18 protein-coding genes are annotated in these 21,211 nt (G+C 70.6%); 12 read left to right on the top strand and 6 right to left on the bottom strand.

Features of this window, described 5'->3' with window-relative positions; translation table 11 throughout:
• Positions 1-4 precede the first annotated feature (4 nt).
• The gene (locus ABIA35_RS37465; protein ID WP_370361084.1) at positions 5-787 is read right to left on the bottom strand and encodes a tryptophan 2,3-dioxygenase family protein; all 783 of its coding nucleotides are present in this window, start codon (positions 785-787) and stop codon (positions 5-7) included.
• Positions 788-1,107: 320 nt separating this feature from the next.
• Here ABIA35_RS37465 and ABIA35_RS37460 point away from each other — a divergent pair, with 320 nt between their 5' ends.
• Positions 1,108-1,755 carry a LuxR C-terminal-related transcriptional regulator gene (locus ABIA35_RS37460; RefSeq protein ID WP_370344643.1) on the top strand — a complete coding sequence of 216 codons (648 nt, stop codon included), beginning with the start codon at positions 1,108-1,110 and terminating at the stop codon, positions 1,753-1,755.
• Here the strand turns inward: ABIA35_RS37460 and ABIA35_RS37455 are convergent.
• Together ABIA35_RS37455 and kynU are read right to left on the bottom strand one after the other, a co-directional pair.
• The gene (locus ABIA35_RS37455) at positions 1,752-3,074 is read right to left on the bottom strand and encodes a tryptophan 2,3-dioxygenase (protein ID WP_370361083.1); all 1,323 of its coding nucleotides are present in this window, start codon (positions 3,072-3,074) and stop codon (positions 1,752-1,754) included. The genes ABIA35_RS37460 and ABIA35_RS37455 overlap by 4 nt on opposite strands.
• 187 nt (positions 3,075-3,261) lie before the next feature.
• Complete coding sequence (gene kynU / locus ABIA35_RS37450; RefSeq protein ID WP_370361082.1) at positions 3,262-4,536, bottom strand: kynureninase; 1,275 nt, start codon at positions 4,534-4,536, stop codon at positions 3,262-3,264.
• Positions 4,537-4,797: 261 nt separating this feature from the next.
• Between kynU and ABIA35_RS37445 the strand changes: the two genes are divergently transcribed.
• Complete coding sequence (locus ABIA35_RS37445) at positions 4,798-5,625, top strand: phytanoyl-CoA dioxygenase family protein (RefSeq protein ID WP_370344640.1); 828 nt, start codon at positions 4,798-4,800, stop codon at positions 5,623-5,625.
• Positions 5,622-6,635, top strand: coding sequence for a helix-turn-helix domain-containing protein (locus ABIA35_RS37440; RefSeq protein ID WP_370361081.1), 1,014 nt, complete (start codon positions 5,622-5,624; stop codon positions 6,633-6,635). The genes ABIA35_RS37445 and ABIA35_RS37440 overlap by 4 nt, the downstream gene beginning before the upstream one ends.
• Here the strand turns inward: ABIA35_RS37440 and ABIA35_RS37435 are convergent.
• Positions 6,593-8,767 carry an FUSC family protein gene (locus tag ABIA35_RS37435; RefSeq protein ID WP_370361080.1) on the bottom strand — a complete coding sequence of 725 codons (2,175 nt, stop codon included), beginning with the start codon at positions 8,765-8,767 and terminating at the stop codon, positions 6,593-6,595. The two genes, ABIA35_RS37440 and ABIA35_RS37435, sit on opposite strands and share 43 nt — an antisense overlap.
• A gap of 52 nt (positions 8,768-8,819) precedes the next feature.
• Positions 8,820-9,215: an ArsR/SmtB family transcription factor gene (locus ABIA35_RS37430; protein ID WP_370344636.1), complete on the bottom strand. Its 396-nt coding sequence runs from the start codon at positions 9,213-9,215 to the stop codon at positions 8,820-8,822.
• Between the two features lie 77 nt (positions 9,216-9,292).
• On the opposite strand from ABIA35_RS37430, the gene ABIA35_RS37425 reads away from it, so the two are divergent.
• On the top strand, positions 9,293-9,457 hold the full coding sequence (locus tag ABIA35_RS37425) for a hypothetical protein (protein ID WP_370361079.1): 165 nt from the start codon (positions 9,293-9,295) through the stop codon (positions 9,455-9,457).
• 32 nt (positions 9,458-9,489) lie between these two features.
• Positions 9,490-9,633: a hypothetical protein gene (locus tag ABIA35_RS37420; protein ID WP_370344634.1), complete on the top strand. Its 144-nt coding sequence runs from the start codon at positions 9,490-9,492 to the stop codon at positions 9,631-9,633.
• Positions 9,634-9,643: 10 nt separating this feature from the next.
• On the opposite strand, the gene ABIA35_RS37415 is transcribed toward ABIA35_RS37420, so the two are convergent.
• Positions 9,644-10,561, bottom strand: a complete 918-nt coding sequence (locus ABIA35_RS37415; RefSeq protein ID WP_370361078.1) for a LysR family transcriptional regulator — start codon at positions 10,559-10,561, stop codon at positions 9,644-9,646.
• 108 nt (positions 10,562-10,669) lie between these two features.
• On the opposite strand from ABIA35_RS37415, the gene ABIA35_RS37410 reads away from it, so the two are divergent.
• From ABIA35_RS37410 to ABIA35_RS37380, 7 genes are all read left to right on the top strand, one after another.
• Positions 10,670-11,233 (top strand): UbiX family flavin prenyltransferase, encoded by a 564-nt coding sequence (locus ABIA35_RS37410; protein WP_370344632.1) that lies wholly within the window; start codon positions 10,670-10,672, stop codon positions 11,231-11,233.
• Between the two features lie 32 nt (positions 11,234-11,265).
• Positions 11,266-12,756 carry a UbiD family decarboxylase gene (locus tag ABIA35_RS37405; RefSeq protein ID WP_370361077.1) on the top strand — a complete coding sequence of 497 codons (1,491 nt, stop codon included), beginning with the start codon at positions 11,266-11,268 and terminating at the stop codon, positions 12,754-12,756.
• 104 nt (positions 12,757-12,860) lie between these two features.
• Positions 12,861-13,817 carry a LysR family transcriptional regulator gene (locus ABIA35_RS37400; protein WP_370344630.1) on the top strand — a complete coding sequence of 319 codons (957 nt, stop codon included), beginning with the start codon at positions 12,861-12,863 and terminating at the stop codon, positions 13,815-13,817.
• 175 nt (positions 13,818-13,992) lie between these two features.
• On the top strand, positions 13,993-16,338 hold the full coding sequence (locus tag ABIA35_RS37395; protein ID WP_370361076.1) for a M9 family metallopeptidase: 2,346 nt from the start codon (positions 13,993-13,995) through the stop codon (positions 16,336-16,338).
• A 170-nt stretch (positions 16,339-16,508) separates the two neighbouring features.
• Complete coding sequence (locus ABIA35_RS37390) at positions 16,509-17,801, top strand: alpha/beta fold hydrolase (RefSeq protein ID WP_370361075.1); 1,293 nt, start codon at positions 16,509-16,511, stop codon at positions 17,799-17,801.
• A gap of 6 nt (positions 17,802-17,807) precedes the next feature.
• Positions 17,808-19,511: an alpha/beta hydrolase gene (locus ABIA35_RS37385; protein ID WP_370361074.1), complete on the top strand. Its 1,704-nt coding sequence runs from the start codon at positions 17,808-17,810 to the stop codon at positions 19,509-19,511.
• 98 nt (positions 19,512-19,609) lie between these two features.
• Positions 19,610-20,581: a LysR family transcriptional regulator gene (locus ABIA35_RS37380; RefSeq protein WP_370361073.1), complete on the top strand. Its 972-nt coding sequence runs from the start codon at positions 19,610-19,612 to the stop codon at positions 20,579-20,581.
• Positions 20,582-21,211 lie beyond the last annotated feature (630 nt).

Genomic DNA, 21,211 nt, shown 5'->3' with positions numbered 1-21,211 from the left:
TATGTCAGGAGTCATAGACCGCGGAGCGCGCCGCCCACAGCTGCGGAAAGAAGCGCTCGCCGACGGTGGCGCGCAGATAGTCCACGCCGCCGGTCCCGCCGGTGCCGTCGCGGTAGCCGATGATCCGCTCGGTCATCAGCGCGTGGCCGTGCCGCCAGCGCGCGAAGCCCTCGTCGTGCTCGATCAGCGCCTCGATCAGCGCGCCGAGCTCGGGATCGGCGTCCCCGGCGATCACCCGCGCGAGATCGGGCCGGCCGCGCCGGTCCAGCAGCGCCTCCAAGGCATCGGCCAGCGAGGGCTCCGCCAGCCGGGCGGTCAACCGGACGCGCTCGGCCTCGGTCACCCGCGGACCGTCCAGGAAGCGGGGGTCCTTGCGGCCCGAGACGAACTCGATCTCGCGGAACTGCGCCGACTCATAGGCGCTGGAGGTGCCCAACTGCGCGCGCAGCAGCGCGAAATCGCCGGGGGTGATGGTCCCGACCGCACGCAGATGGCTCACCAGCACCTCCTCGCCGCGCGCCACGCGGGCCAGCCGGCGCCGCGCCTCCGGGAGGGCGTCGGCGTCGATCGCTCGGCGCGCGCCGTCGAGCTCGTGCACGATCACCTTGAACCACAGTTCCGTGATCTGGTGCGCGGCGACGAAGAACAGCGCGTCCGGGGCGCCGGGGATCGGCTGCTGGAGGGTGAGCAAGAGGTCGATCTGGTTGAGCTCGTTGTAGCTCATCTCGGCGACCGGCCGCGCCGGAACGCCCGGCTCGGACCTGGTCGGCGCGGAGTGCACCGGCATGCGCGCCACCCTGCCCTTCGTCGCTGGGTCCTGCGGTTTCCGCATCGTACGGAGTGATCGGCAAGGCCGAACATCCCCAAGCGGCTACTCACACCGGCGCCCCGAACGGGTACCCCGACAGGTGCGCTCGAGCGGGTCGGCAATTTCCCTCGGAGCGTCCTCGAGTACTGACAAAGCGGGGGAGAGGGGGTAACAATGGTCGCGTTCACGGCGCGTGATCGAGTCCTCGCCCCCGGGTCGATGAAGATTTCCGGTAAGGAGTCCGTCATGGTCGATACGGGGCAGGTGTCACAGGCCGCGGGCCGTCCGCGGGAGGCGCTTTGCGTGTCCTGATCGCCGCGGGCACCGAGCTGATGCGGTCAGGACTGGCGGCGATGGTCGCCCGTCTCCCCGGGGTGGAGCACGTCCAGGAGTGCGCCGATCCGGTGCAGGCGGTGACCCAGGTGGAACTCCAACGGATCGGTGTCGTGGTGACCTCGCCCCCGCTGCCCCACGGCGACTTCGAGACCCTGGCCGCCGGCGCGGCCCGCGGCCATGCCAGGACCCTGGTGGTCCTGCGCGACTACGACCTGCCCACCCACGAGGTGGTGGCCCAGGCCGTGGCGATGCCCGCGGACGGCTTCCTGCTCGAAACCGAACTCACCGCCGCCACCCTGGCCGACACCCTGGTCCGCGTGGCGCGCGGCCAGGCACCGGTCCCGCCCTCGCTGGCGCGAGGACTGCTGTCGCGCCTGCGCTCAGTGGAGTCCGAGCCGATCCGCCGCCAGTTCCTGCTCACCCCGCGCGAGCTGGAGGTCCTGGAGCTGCTGGTCGAGGGCCTGAGCAACAAGGAGATCGCCCGCCGGCTGAGCATGTCCGAGCACGGCGTCAAGCGGCACGTCGGCGCGGTGCTGGCCAAGCTGAACTGCCCGAACCGGACGGTCGCGGTGGCGTTCGTCCTGCAGAAGGGCTTGATGTACGTGCGTTAGCGGCCCGGGTCGGACTTCTGGTCGGTCTTCTGGAACACCGGGATGCCACGCGCCTGCCGCAGATACGGCGTGCCCTCGGTGTACCCGGTCCCCGGCCGGTCGCCGAGCATCCGCACCGCCAGGCTGTAGTGCGTCTGCCGCCACTGCATCACGCGCGCGGCGAAGCCGTGCAGCGCGCCGGTGACGTCCTCGCGTTCGGCGGGCGTCAGCTCGTTGGCGCGGCAGGCGAGCCAGACCGCGTCGTCGAGGTTCGGCTGGCCCTGGAGTACCCGTTCCCGCAGTTCGGGCACCGAGCGGTACGCCGCCGAGTCCAGCCGGTCCTCGTCGGGGATGCGGCACAGCGATTCGACGAGCTTGTAGTTGCGGGACTGGATCGCGCTGGCGCCCTCGGTGTAGCGGCGGAACTCCTGGAACGAGGCGACCTGCATGGTCGCCAGCAGGGAGAACAGTCGGAACGACTCCTCCAGGCCGGCCTGCGCGTTCCGGACTTCGGCGGCGGCCGTGCGCGGGCGTCCGATCGCCAGCGCCGCCAACGCCGCCCGCAGCCGCACGGCCAGCAGGGCGAACCGGGTCTCGAAGGCTTGCAGGACCCTGATGAACAGGTACTCGTCGTGCGAGGTCCACACCGGCAGGACCGACAGGTCGACGACGCGCCGCTCCCCGGGCGAGGCGTCGGCTCGCACCCGCGCGCAGATCTGCCGCGCGGCGGACAGCGGGTCGCCCTGCCGGCCCGGCCGCAGCGCGGGCTCCAGATCCTCGGCCAGGCTCAGCCGCTCCAGCGCCGGTCCCAGGGACCGCAGTCCGAGGCGGCACCGCTTGGCTGCGACCGGCGGATCGGGGCGCAGGTGCGGGAACAGCCCGGTGTCCCCGTCCAAGGCGGCCAGCTCGAAGGCGAGCGCGTCGGTGCCGAGCTGGACCAGCAGCCGGTCGTGCTGTCGCTGCGCATCGCCGGCGGTCGCCGCCTGAAGGGGCGACTCGCCGCCGTCGGGCATCGGCAGCAGGCTCAGGGCCAGGTAGGTCTGGTAGTCATAGCGCTCGTCGAACTTGTCGAGCAGGACGTCCAGGAAGGCGGCGAGCCGCGGGGTCTCCGGGTCGATATCAGGGGTCTGAATATCAGTAGTCTGTGACAGGGCGGAGCGGGCGACGTCGAGGTGCTTGAGCACGCTCGCGGCGACGAAGTGCTTGCCGACCGCGTGGTACGCGCCGACCACCGGCAGGTACGGGAAGCGCGCCGGCTCCGGGGCCGCCGACCACGCCGCCAGATCCCGTTCCAGGCCGGGCCCGTCCACCGACACCGCCCTCGGTATCGCCGTCGACATCGCCATCCGCCTCCGCTCGCAGTCCGCCCCGGGCGGGTCCGGCTTGTCAGTCAACGGTGGATCTCAGGGCTCGACCAGCCCGGGATGGGCGCCCCGTCGGACCGGTCGATCAGGGCTGCCGAGGCGGTTCAGGCAGGGCCGCCGAGACGGTTCAGGCACGCGGTTCAGGCAGGGCCACCGCGGCGGTTCAGGTGACGGTGCCGTGCCGCTGGAACCGCTCGTGGCGCCAGGACTGGGAGGCGAGGATGTCGGCCATCTCGTCCATGGCGTCCCAGACTTCGCAGAAGCTCGTGTAGAGCGGGGTCAGCCCGAAGCGCATGTGGTCCGGGGCGCGGAAGTCCCCGATGATCCCGCGCTCGATCAGCGCCTGCACCACCTGGTAGCCGTGCTCGTGCCGGAAGGTGACGTGGCTGCCGCGCGCGTCGGCCTCGCGCGGCGTGGCCAGGTCCAGCCCCAGCTCGTCGCCGCGCGCGATGACCAGCTCGGCCAGCGCCAGGCTCTTGGCCCGCACCTGGTGCAGGTCGACGTCCTCGAACACCTCCAACGCGGCCAGGAGCCCGGCGAAGCTGAGCATCGGCGGGGTGCCGGCCAGGAAGCGGCCCACGCCGGGAACCGGGGTGTACCCGGGTTCCAGGGCGAACGGGTCGGCGTGTCCCGACCAGCCCAGCAGCGGCTGGTCGATCGAGTCCTGATGGCGCGTCGCGGCATAGAGGAAGGCCGGGGATCCGGGGCCGCCGTTGAGATACTTGTAGGTGCACCCGACAGCGAAGTCCACGCCGCACGCGTCCAGCTCGATCGGCAGCGCGCCGACCGAGTGGCACAGGTCCCAGACCATCAGCGCGCCGTGCCGGTGCACCTGCTCGGTGATCGCGGCCATGTCGTGCAGGCGCCCGGTGCGGTAGTCCACGTGCGAGAGCAGCACGGCGGCGGTGTCCGGGCCGAGCACTGACTCCAGGTCCGGGCCGTCCCGCCCGATCAGCCGCCGTCCGGTGCCCGGGACCAACCGGTTCACGCCCTCGGCGATGTACAGGTCGGTCGGGAAGATGTCGAGCTCGGAGACCAGGACGGTGCGCCCGGGGCGCATCCGCAACGCGCTGACCAGGATCTTGAAGAGGTTGACCGAGACGGAGTCGCAGATCACCGTCTGCCCGGGCCCGGCCCCGATGAGCGGGGCCACCCGCTCGCCGATGGTGTGCGGCATCGGGTACCAGTCCACACCGTTCCAGCTGCGGATCAGCCCCTGCCCCCACTCCTGCTCGACCATCCGCGTGACGCCGGCCATGGTGCGCCGGGGGAGCGCGCCGAGCGAGTTGCCGTCGAAGTAGACGACGCCCTCCGGCAGGACGAACTCGGCCCGCGCCGCGGCCAGCGGGTCGGCGGCGTCCAGCGCGGCGCACTCGGCCCGGGACGCCGGCGATGCGGCGGTCTTGGTGGGGAAGGTCGCGACATCGTGCACCGGCATACTCCGATCTGGGCGGTCGGCGCCGGGAGCGGGCTGCCGAGCGGTGATTCACAGTAGCCAGGGCGACAGGGTTCGAATATGCCCGATCGGAGCGGCCGGTCGGGGCGGTCCGGCTGGGGCCGCCCCCGGATCCCCGGGTACTGCGCCGGGCATGACGGCCGGGTTGCCTTCAGCACCGGGCGCGGTAGCCTGTCCGGATTCCCCACCTGCGTGGCCGGTGAACCGCTCTGCGGCCGCCGCCGCCCGACCTACCGTCGAGACATGGCCGAACAGCACATCCAGGACGCACCCGAAACCGCCGCCCCCAGCGCCGCGCGGTACCCGATCACCGACGCCGATGTCCGTTTCTACCGCGAGCACGGCTACCTGCTCGTCAAGGGGATCCTCGACGCCGGCGAGGCCGCCGCGATGCGGCAGGAGTGCCACGACCTCCTGGGCCGCCTCAACGACACCGAGGACCCGACGTGGGGCAGCGCCCGGGAAGCCGCCGCCGGCACCGGCACCCACACCGGCGCCACCCGGCTGCGCCACTGCCACGACACGCAGTTCCACTCCGCCGCCTTCGCGCGGCTGCTCGTCGACCGCCGCTTCACCGACACCGCCGCGGCCCTGAACGGCAGCCCCAACGTGCAGCTCCACCACACCAAGATGTTCGTCAAGCCGCCGGAGAACGGCTCCCCGTTCCCCATGCACCAGGACCACCCCTTCTTCCCGCACGCCAAGGATTCCGTCGCGGCGGCGATCTTCCACTTCAGCGACGCCTCGGAAGAGCAAGGCTGCGTCCGCGTCGTCCCCGGCAGCCACCGCGAAGGCCCCCTGGAGCACATCGAGGACGGAAGCTGGCACCTGTCCCCGGACCAGTGGCCGCTGGCAGACGCCGTGCCCTGCCCCGCCGAGGCCGGCGACGTCCTGTTCTTCACCTACCTCACGGTCCACGGCTCCGGCCTGAACACCTCCGACCAGGAGCGCGTCACCTGGCTCGTGCAGTACCGCGACCCGGAGGACCGCCCCACCACCGACGAGCACCAGTGGTCCCTGGGCCAAGGCATGATCCTGCGCGGCGTCGACCCCACCGGCCGCCGCCCGTGAGCACCGGCGGCGGCGAGGCCCGGGCCCCGGGCACGGACCAGACGGCGGACGGCCTGCGCCGTTCCGGGGCGGCCCTGCGCCTGCTCCGCGCCGAACGGGTCGGGGCCCGCCTCGCCGGCCGCCGGATCGAGTTCGTCGACTGGGGCTTCTACGCCCCCGAGCCGTGGCGCAACTTCCCGCACGTGCACTCCTGCTACGAGCTCTGCTACACCTACGCCGGACACGGCACGTTCCGCGTCGGCGGCACCGAGCGGCCGATCGGTCCGGGGGAGTTGTTCCTGGCCCGACCCGGCGACGTGCACGACATCGTCGCCGATGAGTCGGACCCCATGGGCATCGTCTACTGGTCGTGGGCAGTGCTCCAGGACGGGGCCACGAAGGGTGCCGGCACCGACGCCGCCGACCTCATGGACGCCTTCACCACCGGAGAGCACCGGATCGCGCACGTCGCCGACGGGCCCGTCCCGCAGATCCTGCTACAGCTCGCCCGGGAAGCCGCCGAGCCCGGGCCCGGCAGCGCGGAGATGATCGGCTCGCTCGCCTCGGCGCTCGTCGTCGCCTGCGCCCGGGCCCTTAGCGAACCACCGTCCCGAACCCCGTCCCGCACCCCGTCCCGGCAGGCTCCTGCCACGCCGGGTGGGCCGACCGTGACCACGATGATCCGCTATCTGCACGACAACTACCACCGGCCGGTGCGCATGCCGGAGGTCGCCGCCCAGGTGCACCTCAGCGAGCGGCACGCGGCCCGGCTGTTCCGGAAGTTCGCCGGCTGCACCGTGCATGCCTACCTGGCCCGCTGCCGCCTGGAAGCCGCCGCCCAACTGCTCTGCGACCCCGGACACCGCGACACCCCGATCGCCGCGATCGCCCGCTCCTGCGGCTACCTCGACCGCCGGCACTTCAGCGAGTCGTTCCAGCGGCACTGGGGCGTGTCCCCGGCAGACCTGCGGGCCCACGGCGGCACCACTCATCTCGCGGTATCAAGCGTGACCAGCAGTTCCTGCAAGTGATTCGCCTCGGCGGCGAGGTGGGCGACGTCCCGCAGGACCGCTGAGGGCGTGCCGTCGTTCGCCGCTCTCCAGGTCCGCAGCGCGCCCTCCAAATCCGCCGTGTCGACGGTCTGGCCGTGGCGGACCTGCGAGGCGGTGGCCAGAAGCGCGTCGCGCAAGGTGTGGGCGAACTCTGTGCCCGCCGGTGCCGCTGCCGGCCCAGACGGTTCGTCGTCGGCGGGTCGGTGTGTCTGCAGGACGACGGCCGCCTCGAAAAGGCGGGCCAGGGCACGGTGGGCCCGCGTGAGGCCCTCCCGGCTCGGCCCGCGGTCGCGCACCGGCTCCTGGGCGGCCGCGATCGCCGCCGACTCCAGCGCCAGGTATGCGTCACGCGAGTTGAGCAGGGCCTCGCGGGCCCGTCTGCGGCTGCCGCGTCCCGGCACGGCGACCGCCTCGACCGCCGATGCGGCGTAGACGCCGGTGGTGTCGATCAGATCGGCCAGCCGCCCGGCGAGGGTGACGGTCTGCCAGGACGGCCACAGCGCGTAGGAGGTGAAGATGATCAGTCCGCCGAGCAGCGTCAGCGCCACGCGTTCGCGCACCGTGCTGGCCAGGGCCAGGCCGTCCATCGAGAGCAGGAAGACGATGTAGGCGGTGATCAGGGTGCTGGCGACCAGGTAGCCGGACTGCATCACCAGGTACAGCGCACTGGTACAGGCCACGGCCAGCACCGCGGCCACCCAGGGGCCGGGGTGGGTGAGCTCCACCACGGCCGAGGCGAGCGCGACCCCGACCAGGGTGCCGGCGAAGCGGGCGACGCCGCGGCTGAAGGTCTGGGAGAAGTCCGGGCGCATCACCATCATGACGGTCAGCGCGGCCCAGTAGCCGTGCTGCACGTTCAGCACCTTGGTGATCCCGTCGGTCACCGCGACCACCACGGCCACGCGCAGCGCGTGCCGCAGGATCGGGGATTCGAGGCGCAGCTCGTGCCGGACCGTGCGGCCGGCCTCGGCCAGACGCTGGCGGACGTCTGGGCGGACCAGGATGCCCCGGCGCTTCGGCACGCCGTCGGTGCCTTCCTCGCCCTCATCGGTCTCGCGCAGCACCGCGTCGATCTGGGTCAGCAGCTCGATCAGCTTCTCGGCCGCGTCTTGGGCGGCCTCCCCGACCAGGCTGTCCCGGGCCGCCCGCTCCATGGCCGTGAGCAGCGCCGTCGACGGCGGCACCACCGAGCCGGTGCGGATCGAGGCCGCGGCGGTGTCCAGCACCCCGGCCGCGGCGTCGAGCAGGTCGCGCACCTGCTCCCGCTCGCCATCGGGATTCCGGCTGCCGCTGCCGCCGCTGTCGCTGTTGCCGTTGCTGCTGCCACCGAGGCCAGGTCTGTTGCCCTTGCCGCTGCCGTGGCGCGCGAGCGCGGCCAGCACGGCGCGCACCTCGTCCATCAGCACCCGGATGCCGGACAGCTCCACGGGCCGGCGGCGCGCCTGGCGCTGGGTCAGGGTGGCGGCGGCCCGGGCCTGGGCCAGTGCGTTCGGGTCGAAGACCGCGTCCGGGTCGCGGCTCAGGCGGCGCGCGTAGTCGGCGACCGAGGCGCAGGCGTCGGCCAGCGCGGTGCGCTGCGCGTTCCAGGACCGGTCGGGCCAGATCACGATCAGGACCACCTGTACCGCCGCGCCACCGCCGATGAGCAGTGCGAACTCGACGGCGTCGTGGAAGTCGCGCGGCGGCCGCACGATCGTGAGCATCACCGGCACCGTCAGGGACGCGGCGATCCCCGGCGCCGTCCCCAGCGCCCAGAACATCGCGGCCCCGAACGCCCAGACCGCGAGTACGAGGACGAACAGCGCGGGCCACGGCGCCACGGCGTTCCCCACGAACGCGCTGGCGAACAGCCCGAGCGCGGTCACCGCGGCCAGCCCCGGACCGCGCCGGTACCCGGGCAGGATGCTGGTCATCCCGGTCAGCTGCGCCCCCAGCGCGGGCAGCACCGCGTGCGCCGGGCCGAGCCAGGCCAGCGCCCCGAACAGCGCGATCGCCACGCCCAGCCCGGAGCGCAGCGCGGCCGACGGGTCGTTGAACGCCCGCTCGACCCGCATGCCCGACCGCGAGGCCGTCTTGATCGAGCGGTACCACGCCGCGCCGAGCCCGCTCACGTTCCCAACCCTAAGGGCCGCGGGCCGTTCCGGTGTGGCAGCGGCATCCCGGTCAGGCGTCCGCCGTCGCGGGCTCGGCGACGACGAGCAGCCCGGCCAGGGCGGACATCTTCTCGCGCACGGCCGTGTAGTAGATCCAGGTCCCGCGCCGCTCGCCCTCGATCAGGCCGGCCTCGCGCAGCACCTTCAGGTGGTGGCTGATGGTGGGGCCGGAGACGTCGAAGCCGATTTCCAGGTCGCACACGCAGGTCTCGCCCTGGGACGCGGAGGCGATCTGGGACAGCAGCTGGAGCCGGATCGGGTCGCCGAGAGCCTTGAACGCGGGCGCGAGCGCGAGCGCGTCGGCGGTGGAGATCGAGCGGTCCGCCAGCGGCTCGCACGTCGGGGCGGCGGCCGATGCCGCGGCCACGGGCTCGGACAGTTGCGGCGACTCCTTCTGTTTCGACATGCTTCTAGATTGACAGATCTCAAAACAAGGAGCAAGCTAAGGCCTGCTTCGAAAAACTTCGAGACAAGGGGCACCCCATGTTCCGCCGCACCGCCACCGGCACCACCACCGCCGCCAGGACCCGCCGCGACCTCGGCGTGAAGTTCTGCGACGGCTACGGCGTCACCACCCGCACCGAACGCTCGACCCGCCGGCTGGAAGCGGCCCGCGTCGCCGCCGGGACCGTCATCCCGCGGGTCTGACAAGCTCTGACGGGCTCTCACAAGCTCGGTCCGTGGACCTGGGCGAACTCCCGCAGGACTTGCCCATCATCGATCGGCTTCCGCCACCGCGACAAGCGCCGCGCTGCCTGCCCGGTCTCATCGAGCGGTTCCTGTCCGTCGAGGAGTTGGACGAGCCCTTCGAGGTGTGGTCCTGATCTGTATCTGTCAGGCCGCCGTCGTTCCGGCGTCCCTCCAGCCTTCGTCCTCCGCCAGTCGGCGCGCCGTGTCGATCAGGACCCTGAGTGCCGCCGAGCCGTCGTTCCGCCGCCAGACCATCTCCAGTTCCAGCGGCGGCAGGTCGTCCGCGACGGCCACGGTCGCGGTCCCGACCGGGACCCGGCCGGCGACGCTGGCGGCCACGAGGGCGAACGCGCGCAGGTCGCTCAGCTCCAGGTGGGACAGGCCGTGGACGGGGTTCTCGGAGAACTCGTAGGTTCCGCCGGCCTGCTCCAGGGCCCGGATCATGTACGCGTGGCGGTCCGGTGCCAGGCGGCGCGGCGGGTGGCAGAAACGGTGGCCGCTGAGCTCGCGCAGTGCCACCGAGCCGCGCCGGGCCAGCGGATGGTGCTCGTCGACGACCGCGACCAGGCCCTCCCGGCGCAGGACCTCGCGGTCGTAGTCAGGGTGCTGCGGTACATCGCGGGACAGCACGAGGTCGTACAGGCCGCTTCGCAGCCCCGTTTCCAGATCGGGAGTCCAGCCCTCACGCACGTCCACGACGACCTCCGGGAAGGCCTCGCGCATCGCGGCCACGATCCGCGGCACCGTGTCGAACACGGCCGAGTAGATATAGCCGATCCGGACGGTGCCCACCTCGCCCCGCCCGGCCAGCCGGGTCCGCTCGACCAGCAGGTCGGCCTCGGCCAGCACGGTGCGCGCCGACTCGACGAAGACCTCGCCGGCCGCCGTGAGGCGGGTGCTCGGCCGGCGCTCGAACAGGGTCACGCCGAGTTCCCGTTCCAGGTCCCGGATCTGCCGGCTCAGCGGCGGCTGGGCTATCCGCAGGCGCTCGGCGGCCCGCTGGAAACCGCCTTCCTCCGCCACGGCTATCACGTACCGCATCAGCCGAAGATCGAGCGCCATACCCGAAAGGTATCTCACCATACTCAAGGGATCTTGGACGGAACCGGCGCGGGCCGATGACACTGAGCTCTGCGATCTTCCCGGCGATCCGTGAAAGGGGGCTGGACGATGGAGACCCGTCGCCTGGTGGTGGGGATCAGCGGTGCGACCGGCATCGCGTACGGCATGCGGGTGCTGGAACTGGCGCGCAAGGCGGGTGTCCAGACGCACCTGGTGGTGACGCCGGCCGGCCAGCAGACCCGCGCCCACGAGACCGGCCTGACCGCCCGGGATCTCGCCGCGATGGCCGACGTGTCCTACCGGCCCGCCGACATCGGCGCGGCGATAGCGTCCGGCTCGTTCCGCACCGCCGGCATGATCGTCGCGCCCTGCTCCATCAGGACCCTGTCGGCGATCGCCTACTCCAACGGCGACAACCTGCTCACCCGCGCCGCCGACGTGACGCTCAAGGAACGGCGGCGGCTGGTCCTGATGGTCCGCGAAACCCCGCTCACCCTGGGCCACCTGCGCGCGATGACCGCCGTCACCGAGTCCGGCGGAATCGTCATGCCGCCGGTCCCGGCCTTCTACCTGCGGCCGGACACCGTGGACGACATCGTCGACCACACGGCCGGCCGGGCCCTGGACCTGTTCGGGATCGACGTCCCGGACCTGCCTCGATGGGGCGGATGACCGACGGTGTCGGCCCCTGCGAAAGGAAGACTGTGAACCACCTGCGCTCCTTGCGCGAATACATCGCGGAGCTGGACAAGATCGGCGAGATCCAGCGGATCGACGCGGAGGTCGACTGGAACCTGGAGGTCGGCGCGATCATCCGCCGCTCTTACGACCTCCAGGCGCCGGCGCCGCTGTTCACCAACCTCACCGGCTACTCCGGCAGCGGGTTCCGGCTGCTCGGCGCGCCGGTCGCGCTGAGCAACCCCCGGCACCGCCTGGCGCGGCTCGCACTCTCGGTCGGCCTGCCCCCGGAGGCCACCGGCCAGCAGATCGTCGACCGCCTCGCCGACGCCCGCGCCAAGCCCGGCATCCCGCCGGTGGTGGTGGCCGCCGAAGCCGCGCCCTGCAAGCAGAACATCCTGCTCGGCGACGACATCGACCTGCTGAAGTTCCCGACGCCGTGGATCCACGGCAACGACGGCGGCCGCTACATCCAGACCTTCGGCACCAACATCGCCAAGACGCCGGACGGGACCTGGACCAACTGGTCGGTCAACCGCATGATGATCCACGACCGCAACCGCCTCGCCTGCCTGATCCCGAGGTCCCAGCAGCTGGGCATCATCCGCGCCCTGTGGACCGAGCGGGGCGAGCCGATGCCCATCGCACTGGCCCTGGGCACCGAGCCGGGCCTGCCGATCGTCGGCGGCATGCCGCTGCCGGCGGGTATGGACGAGAGTCACTACCTGGGCGCGGTGTTCGGCGAGGGGATCGAACTGGTGCCGGCCGAGACCGTCGACATCCTGGTGCCGGCCACGGCCGAGATCGTCATCGAGGGCTTCGTCTCCCTGGACGAGACCGCGATGGAAGGGCCCTTCAACGAATACCCCGGATACAACTCCTCCGAAGGCTCCCCGAAGCCCGTCTTCACCGTCACCGCCATCACCCACCGGGACGGCGCGATCCTGCCCGTCGTGGCCGCCGGCCCGCCGGTCGAGGAGGACGACACCGTCATCGGGACGACGGCCGCCGCAGAGATCCTGTACCTGCTGCGCGAGGCCCGCCTTCCGGTCTCCTCGACCTGGTACAACTTCGAGGCCGCCGTCCACTGGCTGACGGTCGCGGTGCGCCAGGACTGGCACGAGAGCACCGGCCTGGGCTCCCACGAGCTGGTCGACAAGATCGCCGACGTCATCTTCAGCGGCCCGGCGGCCGTGCACGCGCCGAAGATCCTGCTGGTCGAGGACGACGTCGACATCACCGACCTGGCCGACGTCGTCTGGGCCTTCGCCACCCGCTCCCACCCCGACGTGGACCGCGGCGCGTTCCACTACCCGCCCGAACTCACCGACCCGCTGACGGTGTACCTGAACGACGAGGAGAAGCACAGCTTCGCGGCGGGCAAGGTCATCTACAACTGCCTGTTCGCCGACCTGTTCCCGCAAGGCCGCCGCCCGGTGAAGGGCAGCTACCGCAACGGCTGGCCGGCCGAGATCCAGGAGCGGGTGCTCAGCCGCTGGGAGGAGTACGGCTACTAGGTTTTCGTTTTCTGTTACCTCTGCCCTTCTGGCGAGTCTGTCTAGAGAATCAGTAGCCGGCACCATCCGCTCCGATCTCATCGGCAGACTGTAAGGGCTCGCGAATGGATCTCGAACTCCGCCACCTGCGGATCCTGTGCGCCATCGCGGACGCCGGCAGCGTCGCCCGGGCCGGCGTCGTGCTCGGCTACTCGCAGCAGGCGCTCAGCTCGCAGCTGCGGCGGATCGAGCAGTACTTCGGGCGGGACGTCTTCGAGCGCAGTACCGCCGGGGTGCAGCCGACGCGCTACGGGCGCGAGATCCTGGCGCGGGCGCGGGACATCGTGGCCCGGGTCGACTCCCTCGACGCCGTGCCGGAGGCGGACGGGATGGCCGGGCGGGTGCTGCGGCTGGCCGCGACCAACTCGCCGGTGCTCGCCGGGATGACGGCGCGGATCAGTGAGGAGTTCCCGGATCTCGCGCTGACCGTCAGCAGCGTCTACGCGTCCTCCGAGACCGTCGAGCAGTTGGAGAAGGGCGATCTGGACGCGGCGATCGCGGCCGACTATCCCGGCTCGGAGCTGCGGCACTCCGAGGCGATCGGGCACCGCGGGATCTTCACCGAGCCCACCTTCGTGGCCCTGCCGGCGCGGCACCGGCTGCGGCGCGCGCTGGACGTGCGCCTGGCCGATCTGGCCGACGAGGCGTGGTTCCTGACGCCCGACGACGGCGCCGGCTGGCCGGGGGTGTTCTACGGGGCCTGCGAGGCCGCGGGCTTCACGCCGCTGAAGGTCCACGAGTACCTCGGCGACCGGGGCCAGTTGCAGGGGATGGTCGCCGCCGGACTCGGGATCTCGCCGGTGCAGGCGACGTTCGATCCGGGCCCGGGGGTGATCGTCAAAGCGCTGGCGGGCACGCCGCTGTGGTGCCGCTACGTCCTGGCCTGGCGCCGGGACAACGTGCCGGAACCGCTGGCCGAGGCGCTGTTCTCGGCGGCGTACGCGGCGCACCGGGAACTGCTCGCCAGATCGCCGAGCTTCCAGGCGTGGGCTTCGCGGACGTACACGAAGGCGCATCCGTAGCGCGCGATAACGCACGATGGCGCACGAGTGGCGCATGGGTGGCGCCTGATGTTGTAGCCCCGGCCCGAAGAGTGCTGTATCTCAGCCTGTTGCTCCATATCCATGAGGGTGCAATGTTACGTACCACACAGCGCCTCCCTCGGAGGCGTACCGCCACCCCCTGAGGAGCCACCCCATGCGCAACCGATCACCCCTGCCCAGATTCGCGGCCGCCACCGTGGCGGCCGCGGGGCTGGTCGTGGGCCTGCTGGCCAACACCGCGAGCGCGGCGCAGCACCCGGCCTCGCCCCGGCCGGCGGCTGTCGCCCAGGCCGCAAAGCACGCTCCGCAGGCTCCGTCCCTGACGGGAGCCGACACCGGCGCCGCCTCCGACGCCGCCGCGGACCGCACGACGCCGGTGCCCGCCACCCTGCGCGGCGCCCCGGTGAAGCTGGGCTCGACGGCCGGCTCGGGGGCCGGCGCGACGAGCAGCTCGACCACCGGCGCCACGGCTCAGCACCCTGCGATCCGGTCCGAGGCGGCCGCCCACGCCGCGGTCGCGCGCAAGGCGGCCGTCACCTCCTGCACCACCGCCGACTTCTCCGGTCGAAGCGGTGCCGCGCTGGTCTCCTTCATCGAGTCCGTCGACCCGACCGCCTGCATAAACCCGCTGTTCTCGCTGAGCGGCACCACCGCCAACGCGGTGTTCAACGAGACCAACATGCTCACGGTCGCGAACGCCGTCGCGAAGTCGGCCTCGTCCTACACCGGTACCGACTCCACCGGTCTGTACGAACTGATGTACTTCATGCAGGCCGGGTACTACGTCCAGTACCAGCCCAACTCCGGTGTCCCGGCCTATGACGCGACGCTCAGCAACGCCGTCGTGTCCGGCCTGACCACGCTGTTCAACACCCCGCACTTCGGCGACGTCACCGACGCCAACGGCCAGGTGCTGGGCGAGGCGGTCGTCATCACCGACAGCGCGCAGGTGCAGGGCTCGTTCCTGAATGTGTACAAGAAGATCCTCAACGCCTACACCAGCGCGTGGGACGCCTCGTACTACATGGACGGCTTCCTGAACAACGTCTACACGCCGCTGTGGAACGGCAACTGGAACGCGGCGTTCGTCACCGCGGTGACCAACGACTCCAGCATCGTCGACACCCTGAACTCCTTCGCGCGCAACCATTCCGCGCTGCTGGGCGGTTCGAACGACGCCCTGGACTCCAACGCCGGCAACGACCTGGCGCGCATGGTCGGCATCACCGCGCTCCAGACGAAGATCCGTCCGCTGGCCAAGGGCCTGCTCGGCTTCTCCTCCATCACCGGCACGACCGCGAACCTGTGGGTCCACGTCGCCTACCAGGCCGACCAGTACGACGCGTCGCAGTGTTCGTACTACGGCACCTGCAACCTGGCCTCGGAGCTGACCGCGGCTTCCCTGCCGAACACCTACGCCTGTGACAACCGCACCATCAAGTCGCAGTCCCTCAGCGCCAGCGACCAGGCCGCGGTGTGCCAGAGCCTGCGCAACGAGGTGCCGTTCTTCGAGAACCTGGACAAGGTCACCGGGCCGATCCCCGGCGAGTACGAGTCCAACGACGTCATCGCGATCTGGGACAGCCCGTTCGAGTACGAGGTCTACTCCTGGGTCATCTACGGCAACGACACCGACAACGGCGGCGAGACCCTGACCGGGGACCCGACCGACCCGAACAACGTGGTCGTCTCCGTGGAGTACATCAAGTCGCCCGACGACGGCTTCGTGGCCGGCGTGTGGAACCTCAACCACGAGTACACGCACGTGATGCAGTCGATCTACGACATGAAGGGCGACTTCGGCACCCAGATCACCGTGCCGGACGTCTGGTGGATCGAGGGCCAGGCCGAGTACGTCTCCTACTCCTACCGCGGCGTCACCGACACCGAGGCGGTCGCCGAGGCGGCCAAGCACACCTACAAGCTCAGCCAGCTGTTCCAGAACACGTACGCGATCGACGACACCACGCGCACCTACCCGTGGGGCTACCTCGCGGTCCGCTACATGTTCGAGCGGCACCCGGCCGACATCTACACCATGCTCGCCGACTTCCGCACCGGTAACTACACCGGCGGCTACGCCGTCTACAACAACATCGGCACCGCCTACGACGCCGACTTCGACTCCTGGCTCACCGCCGTGGCCGCCGGCGGCGGCACCACCACCCTGCCGGCCTGCTCCGACCCGAACCCGCAGGCGATGGGCCAGAACTGCTCCCGCGCCAACCAGGCCGAGAGCGCCGGCAACACCGACTACCTGTGGATCTACCTGCCGGCCGGCACCACCACGCTGACCGTCTCCACCGCCGGCGGCACCGGTAACGCAGCCCTCTACTACGACCCGGACAACTGGGCCGGCCCCAGCACCTACACGGCCAGTTCCACCGGCTCCGGCACCACGCAGAAGATCACCGTGACCAACGCGGCGGCCGGCTACCGCTACATCAGCCTGTACGCCGTCACCGCCTTCAGCGGGGTCACGGTCTCCACGCAGTACTGACTGCACTGAACTGACTGCACCGACTGCACTGACCACATCCGGCGAGGATCCGGGCCGGGCGGCCATCAACCGCCCGGCCCGGGCGGCCATTCCCTCAACCCCTTCAACCCCTTTCAACCCTCTCGATCCCATCAATCCTCTCAATCCCCCTCACCGAGGTGACCTTCTTGATGAACCCACGCTTGGCCGTGACCGACCACGTGTTTCCCGTCCCCCTCGACCACGACGAGCCCGACGGCGCCACCATCGAGGTGTTCGCGCGCGAGATCGTCGACCCGGCGCTTGCCGTCGATACCGTCGGTACCAGTGCCGGCGCCGGAAGTCTGCCGTGGTTGGTCTTCCTCCAGGGCGGTCCCGGCGGCAAGTCGCCGCGGCCCAGCGGCCACTACCCGGGCTGGCTCTCGCGGGCGCTGGAGACCCATCGCGTGCTGCTGCTCGACCAGCGCGGCACCGGCCGGTCCACCCCGGTGAACCCGGGCTTCGCCTCCCGGTTCGGCTCCGCCAAGGACCTGGCGCGCTATCTTGCGCTGCACCGCGCGGACGCCATCGTCCGCGACGCCGAGGTGATCCGGAAGCGGCTGTGCGGGGACGAGCCCTGGGAGACGCTGGGCCAGAGCTACGGCGGATTCATCACCCTGACATACCTCTCGCTCGCCCCGGAAGGGCTGCGGGCCTGCCACGTCACCGGCGGCCTGTCGGGGCTGGAGGCCACCGCCGACGATGTCTACCGCATCACCTATCCGCTGGTCGAGGCCAAGAACCGCGAGTACTACGCACGCTATCCGGCCGACGCCGAACTGGTCCGCCGGATCGCCGACGCGGCGGCGGCCGGCAACGTGCTGCTGCCGGACGGCACCCGGCTGACCGCGCGCCGGCTGCGCAATCTGGGGCTGGCGTTCGGGATGAGCGACGGCTTCGAGCGCGTGCACTGGATCCTCGACGAGGCCTTCGACGGCTCGGGCGAGCTGACCGACACCTTCGCACTCCAGGTCATGCAGCACACCGGTTACGTCGACAACCCCCTGTTCACCATCATGCAGGAGCCGTGCTTCGCCCAGGGCCCGCTGCCGACCGCGTGGGCGGCGCAGCGGATCATGGCCGAGCATCCGCGGTTCGCCGAGGACGCCGATCCGCTGCTGTTCACCGGCGAGATGATCTACCCCTGGATGTTCGAGGAGATCAAGGCCCTGCGACCGTTCGCCGCGGCCGCCGAGATCCTGGCCGACTGGACCGACTGGCCGGCGCTGTACGACCCGGCGCGCCTGGCCGCCAATCAGGTCCCGCTGGCGGCGGCCGTCTACCACGACGACATGTACGTGCCCGCGGAGCTGTCGCTGCGCACTCTCAACCAGGTCGGCGCCGCCCGCGCCTGGGTGACCAACGAATACGAGCACGACGGTGTGAACGCATCGGGGGACGTCGTGCTGTCCCGGCTGATGGACATGAACGCAGGACGGTGCTGAGGACCGATGAAGAAGACCATTGTCATAGTCACCGCCGCGGCGGCCGTCGCGGCCGTGTGCGCCGTACCGGCGTCGGCGGCGCCGACGAGCCCGGAGACCGCGGCCGAGTCCGCGCTCGAGGCCGCCGTCGCGCACGACACCGGCCAGGGCGCGCTGGACTGGACCTCGTGCGACGACCCGACGACGCCCGCGCTCCAGTGCGCCATGCTGGAGGTCCCCGTGGACTACGGCAAGCCGCACGGCCAGAAGATCAAGATCAAGCTGAACCGGCTGCCGGCCACCGCGCCGAAGGACAAGCAGCAGGGGCCGATCCTGCTGAACCCGGGTGGACCTGGGGACAGCGGCCTGTGGATGCCGGCATATATCGCCGGCCAGATGCCGGCCGACGTGGCCTCCGAATACGACTGGATCGGCTTCGACCCGCGCGGGACCAACGCCAGCGATCCGCATGTGACCTGCGATGCGCACTACTTCGACGGGGAGCGTCCGGACTACCAGGTGTCGCAGGGGACGTCCCAGGCGTGGCTGGAGAAGGACGCGAAGTACGCCGCCGACTGCGCGGCGAACTGGAGTTGGCTGCTGCCGCACATGACGACCGTGGACAACGCGCGGGATCTGGACAGTATTCGGCGGGCGTTGGGGGTCTCGAAGATCTCGTTCTATGGGGGATCGTGGGGGACTTCGCTCGGCTCGACGTATGGGCAGCTGTTCCCCTCGCATGTGCGGCGCATGGTGCTGGACAGCATCGTCGGGCCGACGATCACGTGGTACGACCACAACGTTCTGCAGGACAAGGAGCATCAGCAGCGTTTCGAGGCGTTCGCGGAGTGGACGGCCAAGGCGGACAGCGTCTATCACCTCGGCACTACTGCTGATGCCGTGATCAAGAACTACAACGCGGTTGAGGCGGATCTGCGGACCAACCCGGTCGACGCTTCGCCGGCGCCGGGGAAGATCGGGCCGGCCGAGTTCGAGGACACGTTCTATGGGGGTGGGTACAACTTCCTGCGGTGGCCCCGGATGGCGACGGTGCTGTCGGGCTACCTGGTCGACCACGACACCCGGCCGCTGAACATCGCGTACAACCGGTACGCCGCACCGGGGGCGGATGACGGGACGTTCCCGGCTTACAACGCGGTGCAGTGCACTGAGAACGCTTGGCCGCGGGACTGGCAGTACTGGCAGAAGGATCAGGCGGCGGTGAACGCGGTCGCGCCTTTCTATACGTATAACAACATGTGGTACAACGCGGCTTGCATGTTCTGGCCGTATCAGGGGAACACGGCCGGCCGGTTGCCGATCACGGGCAAGGGGTTGCCGCCGGTGTTGTTGTTCCAGGCCACGGAGGATCCGGCGACGCCGTACGCCGGTGCGGTCGCGATGCATGAGGCGCTGCCGAGTTCGAAGCTGGTGGTGCAGAACGGTGGGAGCTTCCACGAGATTCTGTTCCATGGGGACTCGTGTCTGGACGACACGTTCGTCGCGTACCTGCGGGACGGGACGATGCCGTCGGGGAAGGGTTTTGTGGCGAAGGCCTGTGCGCCTGAGGCGGATCCGACACCTTCGTATATTGATCCGACGCCGAGTGTGGCGAAGGCGGCGCAGGGGGCGGATGCGGCGAAGGCAGCGAAGGCTGGGGCGGCGGTTTCGGGGTCGGTGACCCCGCGCACTCCGGCGAATGATCCGGAAGCTGTTGTGGGTCGGCTCTGAGGGCTCACTCGTTTCTATAGTCTGAGCGCTCACTTGTTTCTATAACAGTTCTCCAGCCGCGCTATAACACCGACCGATTTCAATAGGGGAGGGGACTTATGGGGCGGCTGGAGATCCGGCATCTGCGGGCGTTGTGCGCTATTGCCGATACCGGGAGTTTGCGGCGTGCGGCGGTGTCGCAGGGGTATTCGCAGCCGGCGCTGACTACGCAACTTCAGCGGATCGAGCAGTACTTCGGGGAGCCGTTGTTCGAGCGTAGTAGCGCAGGGGTGGAGCCGACGCCTTTCGGGGCGGAGGTGGTGGCTCAGGCGCGGGATGTTGTGGCTCGGGTGGAGGCCATGGGGCCGCGCGACGTGCGTTCGGGGGCGGGGGCGGGCGGGGGAGCCGGGGTTCTGACACTCGCGGTCACCAACACGCCGATGCTGCCGGGGCTGTTGGTCCGGTTCCGGGGCGCGGCGCCGGATCACACGGTGACCGTGAGCAGCGTCTACTCCTCGGCGCAGATCGTCGGCATGCTGGAGGACGGCGACGTGGACGTGGCGATCGCCGTCGACTATCCAGGCCAGGAGCTGCGGCATTCGCCGACGGTGGCGCACCGGGGGATCGTCACCGAGCCGAGCTTCGTCGCGATGTCGGCGGGCCACCCGCTCGCGCGCCGGATGGAGGTCGACCTCACGGAGCTGACGGACGCCGCCTGGTTCGTGACCCCCGACGACGGCGCCGGCTGGCCAGGCGTGTTCTACACAGCCTGCCAGGTCGCGGGCTTCCAGCCGTCGACCGTCCACGAGTTCCTCGGCGACCGCGGCCAGTTGCACGCGATGATCGCCGAAGGGCTCGGCGTGGGCGTGGTCCAGGCGACGTTCGCCGCCACCGAGGGGGTGGTGGTCAAGCCCCTGACCGGGACGCCACTGTGGTGCCGGTACCTGCTCGCATGGCGCGTGGGGGCGGTGTGCGACGAGGTCGTGGACGCGCTGTACCGCTCGGCGGTCGCGGCGTACCGGGAGCTGACGGCGTCCGCGCCGCATCTGCGGGAGTGGGCGGCTCGGACTTATAACACGGTGCCGAGGTAGGGGTGCTGTTAGTTGGCGTGCTGCTGGTCGGTGTGCTGCTGACTTGAGTGGGTGGCTAGCGTGCTGCTGACTTGAGTGGGTGGCTAGCGTGCTGCTGACTTGAGTGGGTGGCTAGCGTGCTGCTGACTTGAGTGGGTGGCTAGCGTGCTGCTGGTCTTCGGGCCTTAAAGGCGTTTCTCTACGGCTTCGCGCACGGTTTACGGGATCCGCTGGTGGCGCATTCGGGTGAGCCACTCATTTCGCGCTGGCGGCCGGCGGTTCGCGTGTTCACGACCGCGCGCCGGTCCGAGTCACTGCGCACGCGTCATGCGGGCGGGTGTCTGCCGCGTTTGGTGGGTGCCTAAGATCAAAGGCAGGTGCCTCCGGCGGGCGCTCTACAGCGGGGGGCGCCCCCTGCGGACCTCCTGCAACCGGCGGCCCGCGACTGTTCGGCTTTGTCTTCGTGCGTGGGCGCGTTGCGCTTGTTGGTGGCGGTGCTGCTTGTGGTCGCCATGTTCCGGGTCCCCCGCCGCATCGCCGCCTGACGGAAGCAGGCCGGTCCGGTGGTGTAAAGCCGGATCACACGCTGCTTTTGGTCGCGAAACGTGCGACTTGACACCACCGGACCGGCCAGCTTGGCTTCGCCCGTCG

Origin of the sequence: Catenulispora sp. MAP12-49, from assembly GCF_041262705.1 — a bacterium.
In the GTDB taxonomy this organism is placed as follows: domain Bacteria; phylum Actinomycetota; class Actinomycetes; order Streptomycetales; family Catenulisporaceae; genus Catenulispora.
This window is presented reverse-complemented; position numbering and strand designations above follow the sequence as displayed.

Coding starts and splice junctions, on each gene's coding strand:
- ABIA35_RS37465 (WP_370361084.1), bottom strand. CDS start 787: ATGCCGGTGCACTCCGCGCCGACCAGGTCCGAGCCGGGCGTTCCGGCG.
- ABIA35_RS37455 (WP_370361083.1), bottom strand. CDS start 3,074: ATGTCGACGGCGATACCGAGGGCGGTGTCGGTGGACGGGCCCGGCCTG.
- kynU (WP_370361082.1), bottom strand. CDS start 4,536: ATGCCGGTGCACGATGTCGCGACCTTCCCCACCAAGACCGCCGCATCG.
- ABIA35_RS37445 (WP_370344640.1), top strand. CDS start 4,798: ATGGCCGAACAGCACATCCAGGACGCACCCGAAACCGCCGCCCCCAGC.
- ABIA35_RS37430 (WP_370344636.1), bottom strand. CDS start 9,215: ATGTCGAAACAGAAGGAGTCGCCGCAACTGTCCGAGCCCGTGGCCGCG.
- ABIA35_RS37425 (WP_370361079.1), top strand. CDS start 9,293: ATGTTCCGCCGCACCGCCACCGGCACCACCACCGCCGCCAGGACCCGC.
- ABIA35_RS37415 (WP_370361078.1), bottom strand. CDS start 10,561: ATGGCGCTCGATCTTCGGCTGATGCGGTACGTGATAGCCGTGGCGGAG.
- ABIA35_RS37410 (WP_370344632.1), top strand. CDS start 10,670: ATGGAGACCCGTCGCCTGGTGGTGGGGATCAGCGGTGCGACCGGCATC.
- ABIA35_RS37400 (WP_370344630.1), top strand. CDS start 12,861: ATGGATCTCGAACTCCGCCACCTGCGGATCCTGTGCGCCATCGCGGAC.
- ABIA35_RS37395 (WP_370361076.1), top strand. CDS start 13,993: ATGCGCAACCGATCACCCCTGCCCAGATTCGCGGCCGCCACCGTGGCG.
- ABIA35_RS37390 (WP_370361075.1), top strand. CDS start 16,509: ATGAACCCACGCTTGGCCGTGACCGACCACGTGTTTCCCGTCCCCCTC.
- ABIA35_RS37385 (WP_370361074.1), top strand. CDS start 17,808: ATGAAGAAGACCATTGTCATAGTCACCGCCGCGGCGGCCGTCGCGGCC.
- ABIA35_RS37380 (WP_370361073.1), top strand. CDS start 19,610: ATGGGGCGGCTGGAGATCCGGCATCTGCGGGCGTTGTGCGCTATTGCC.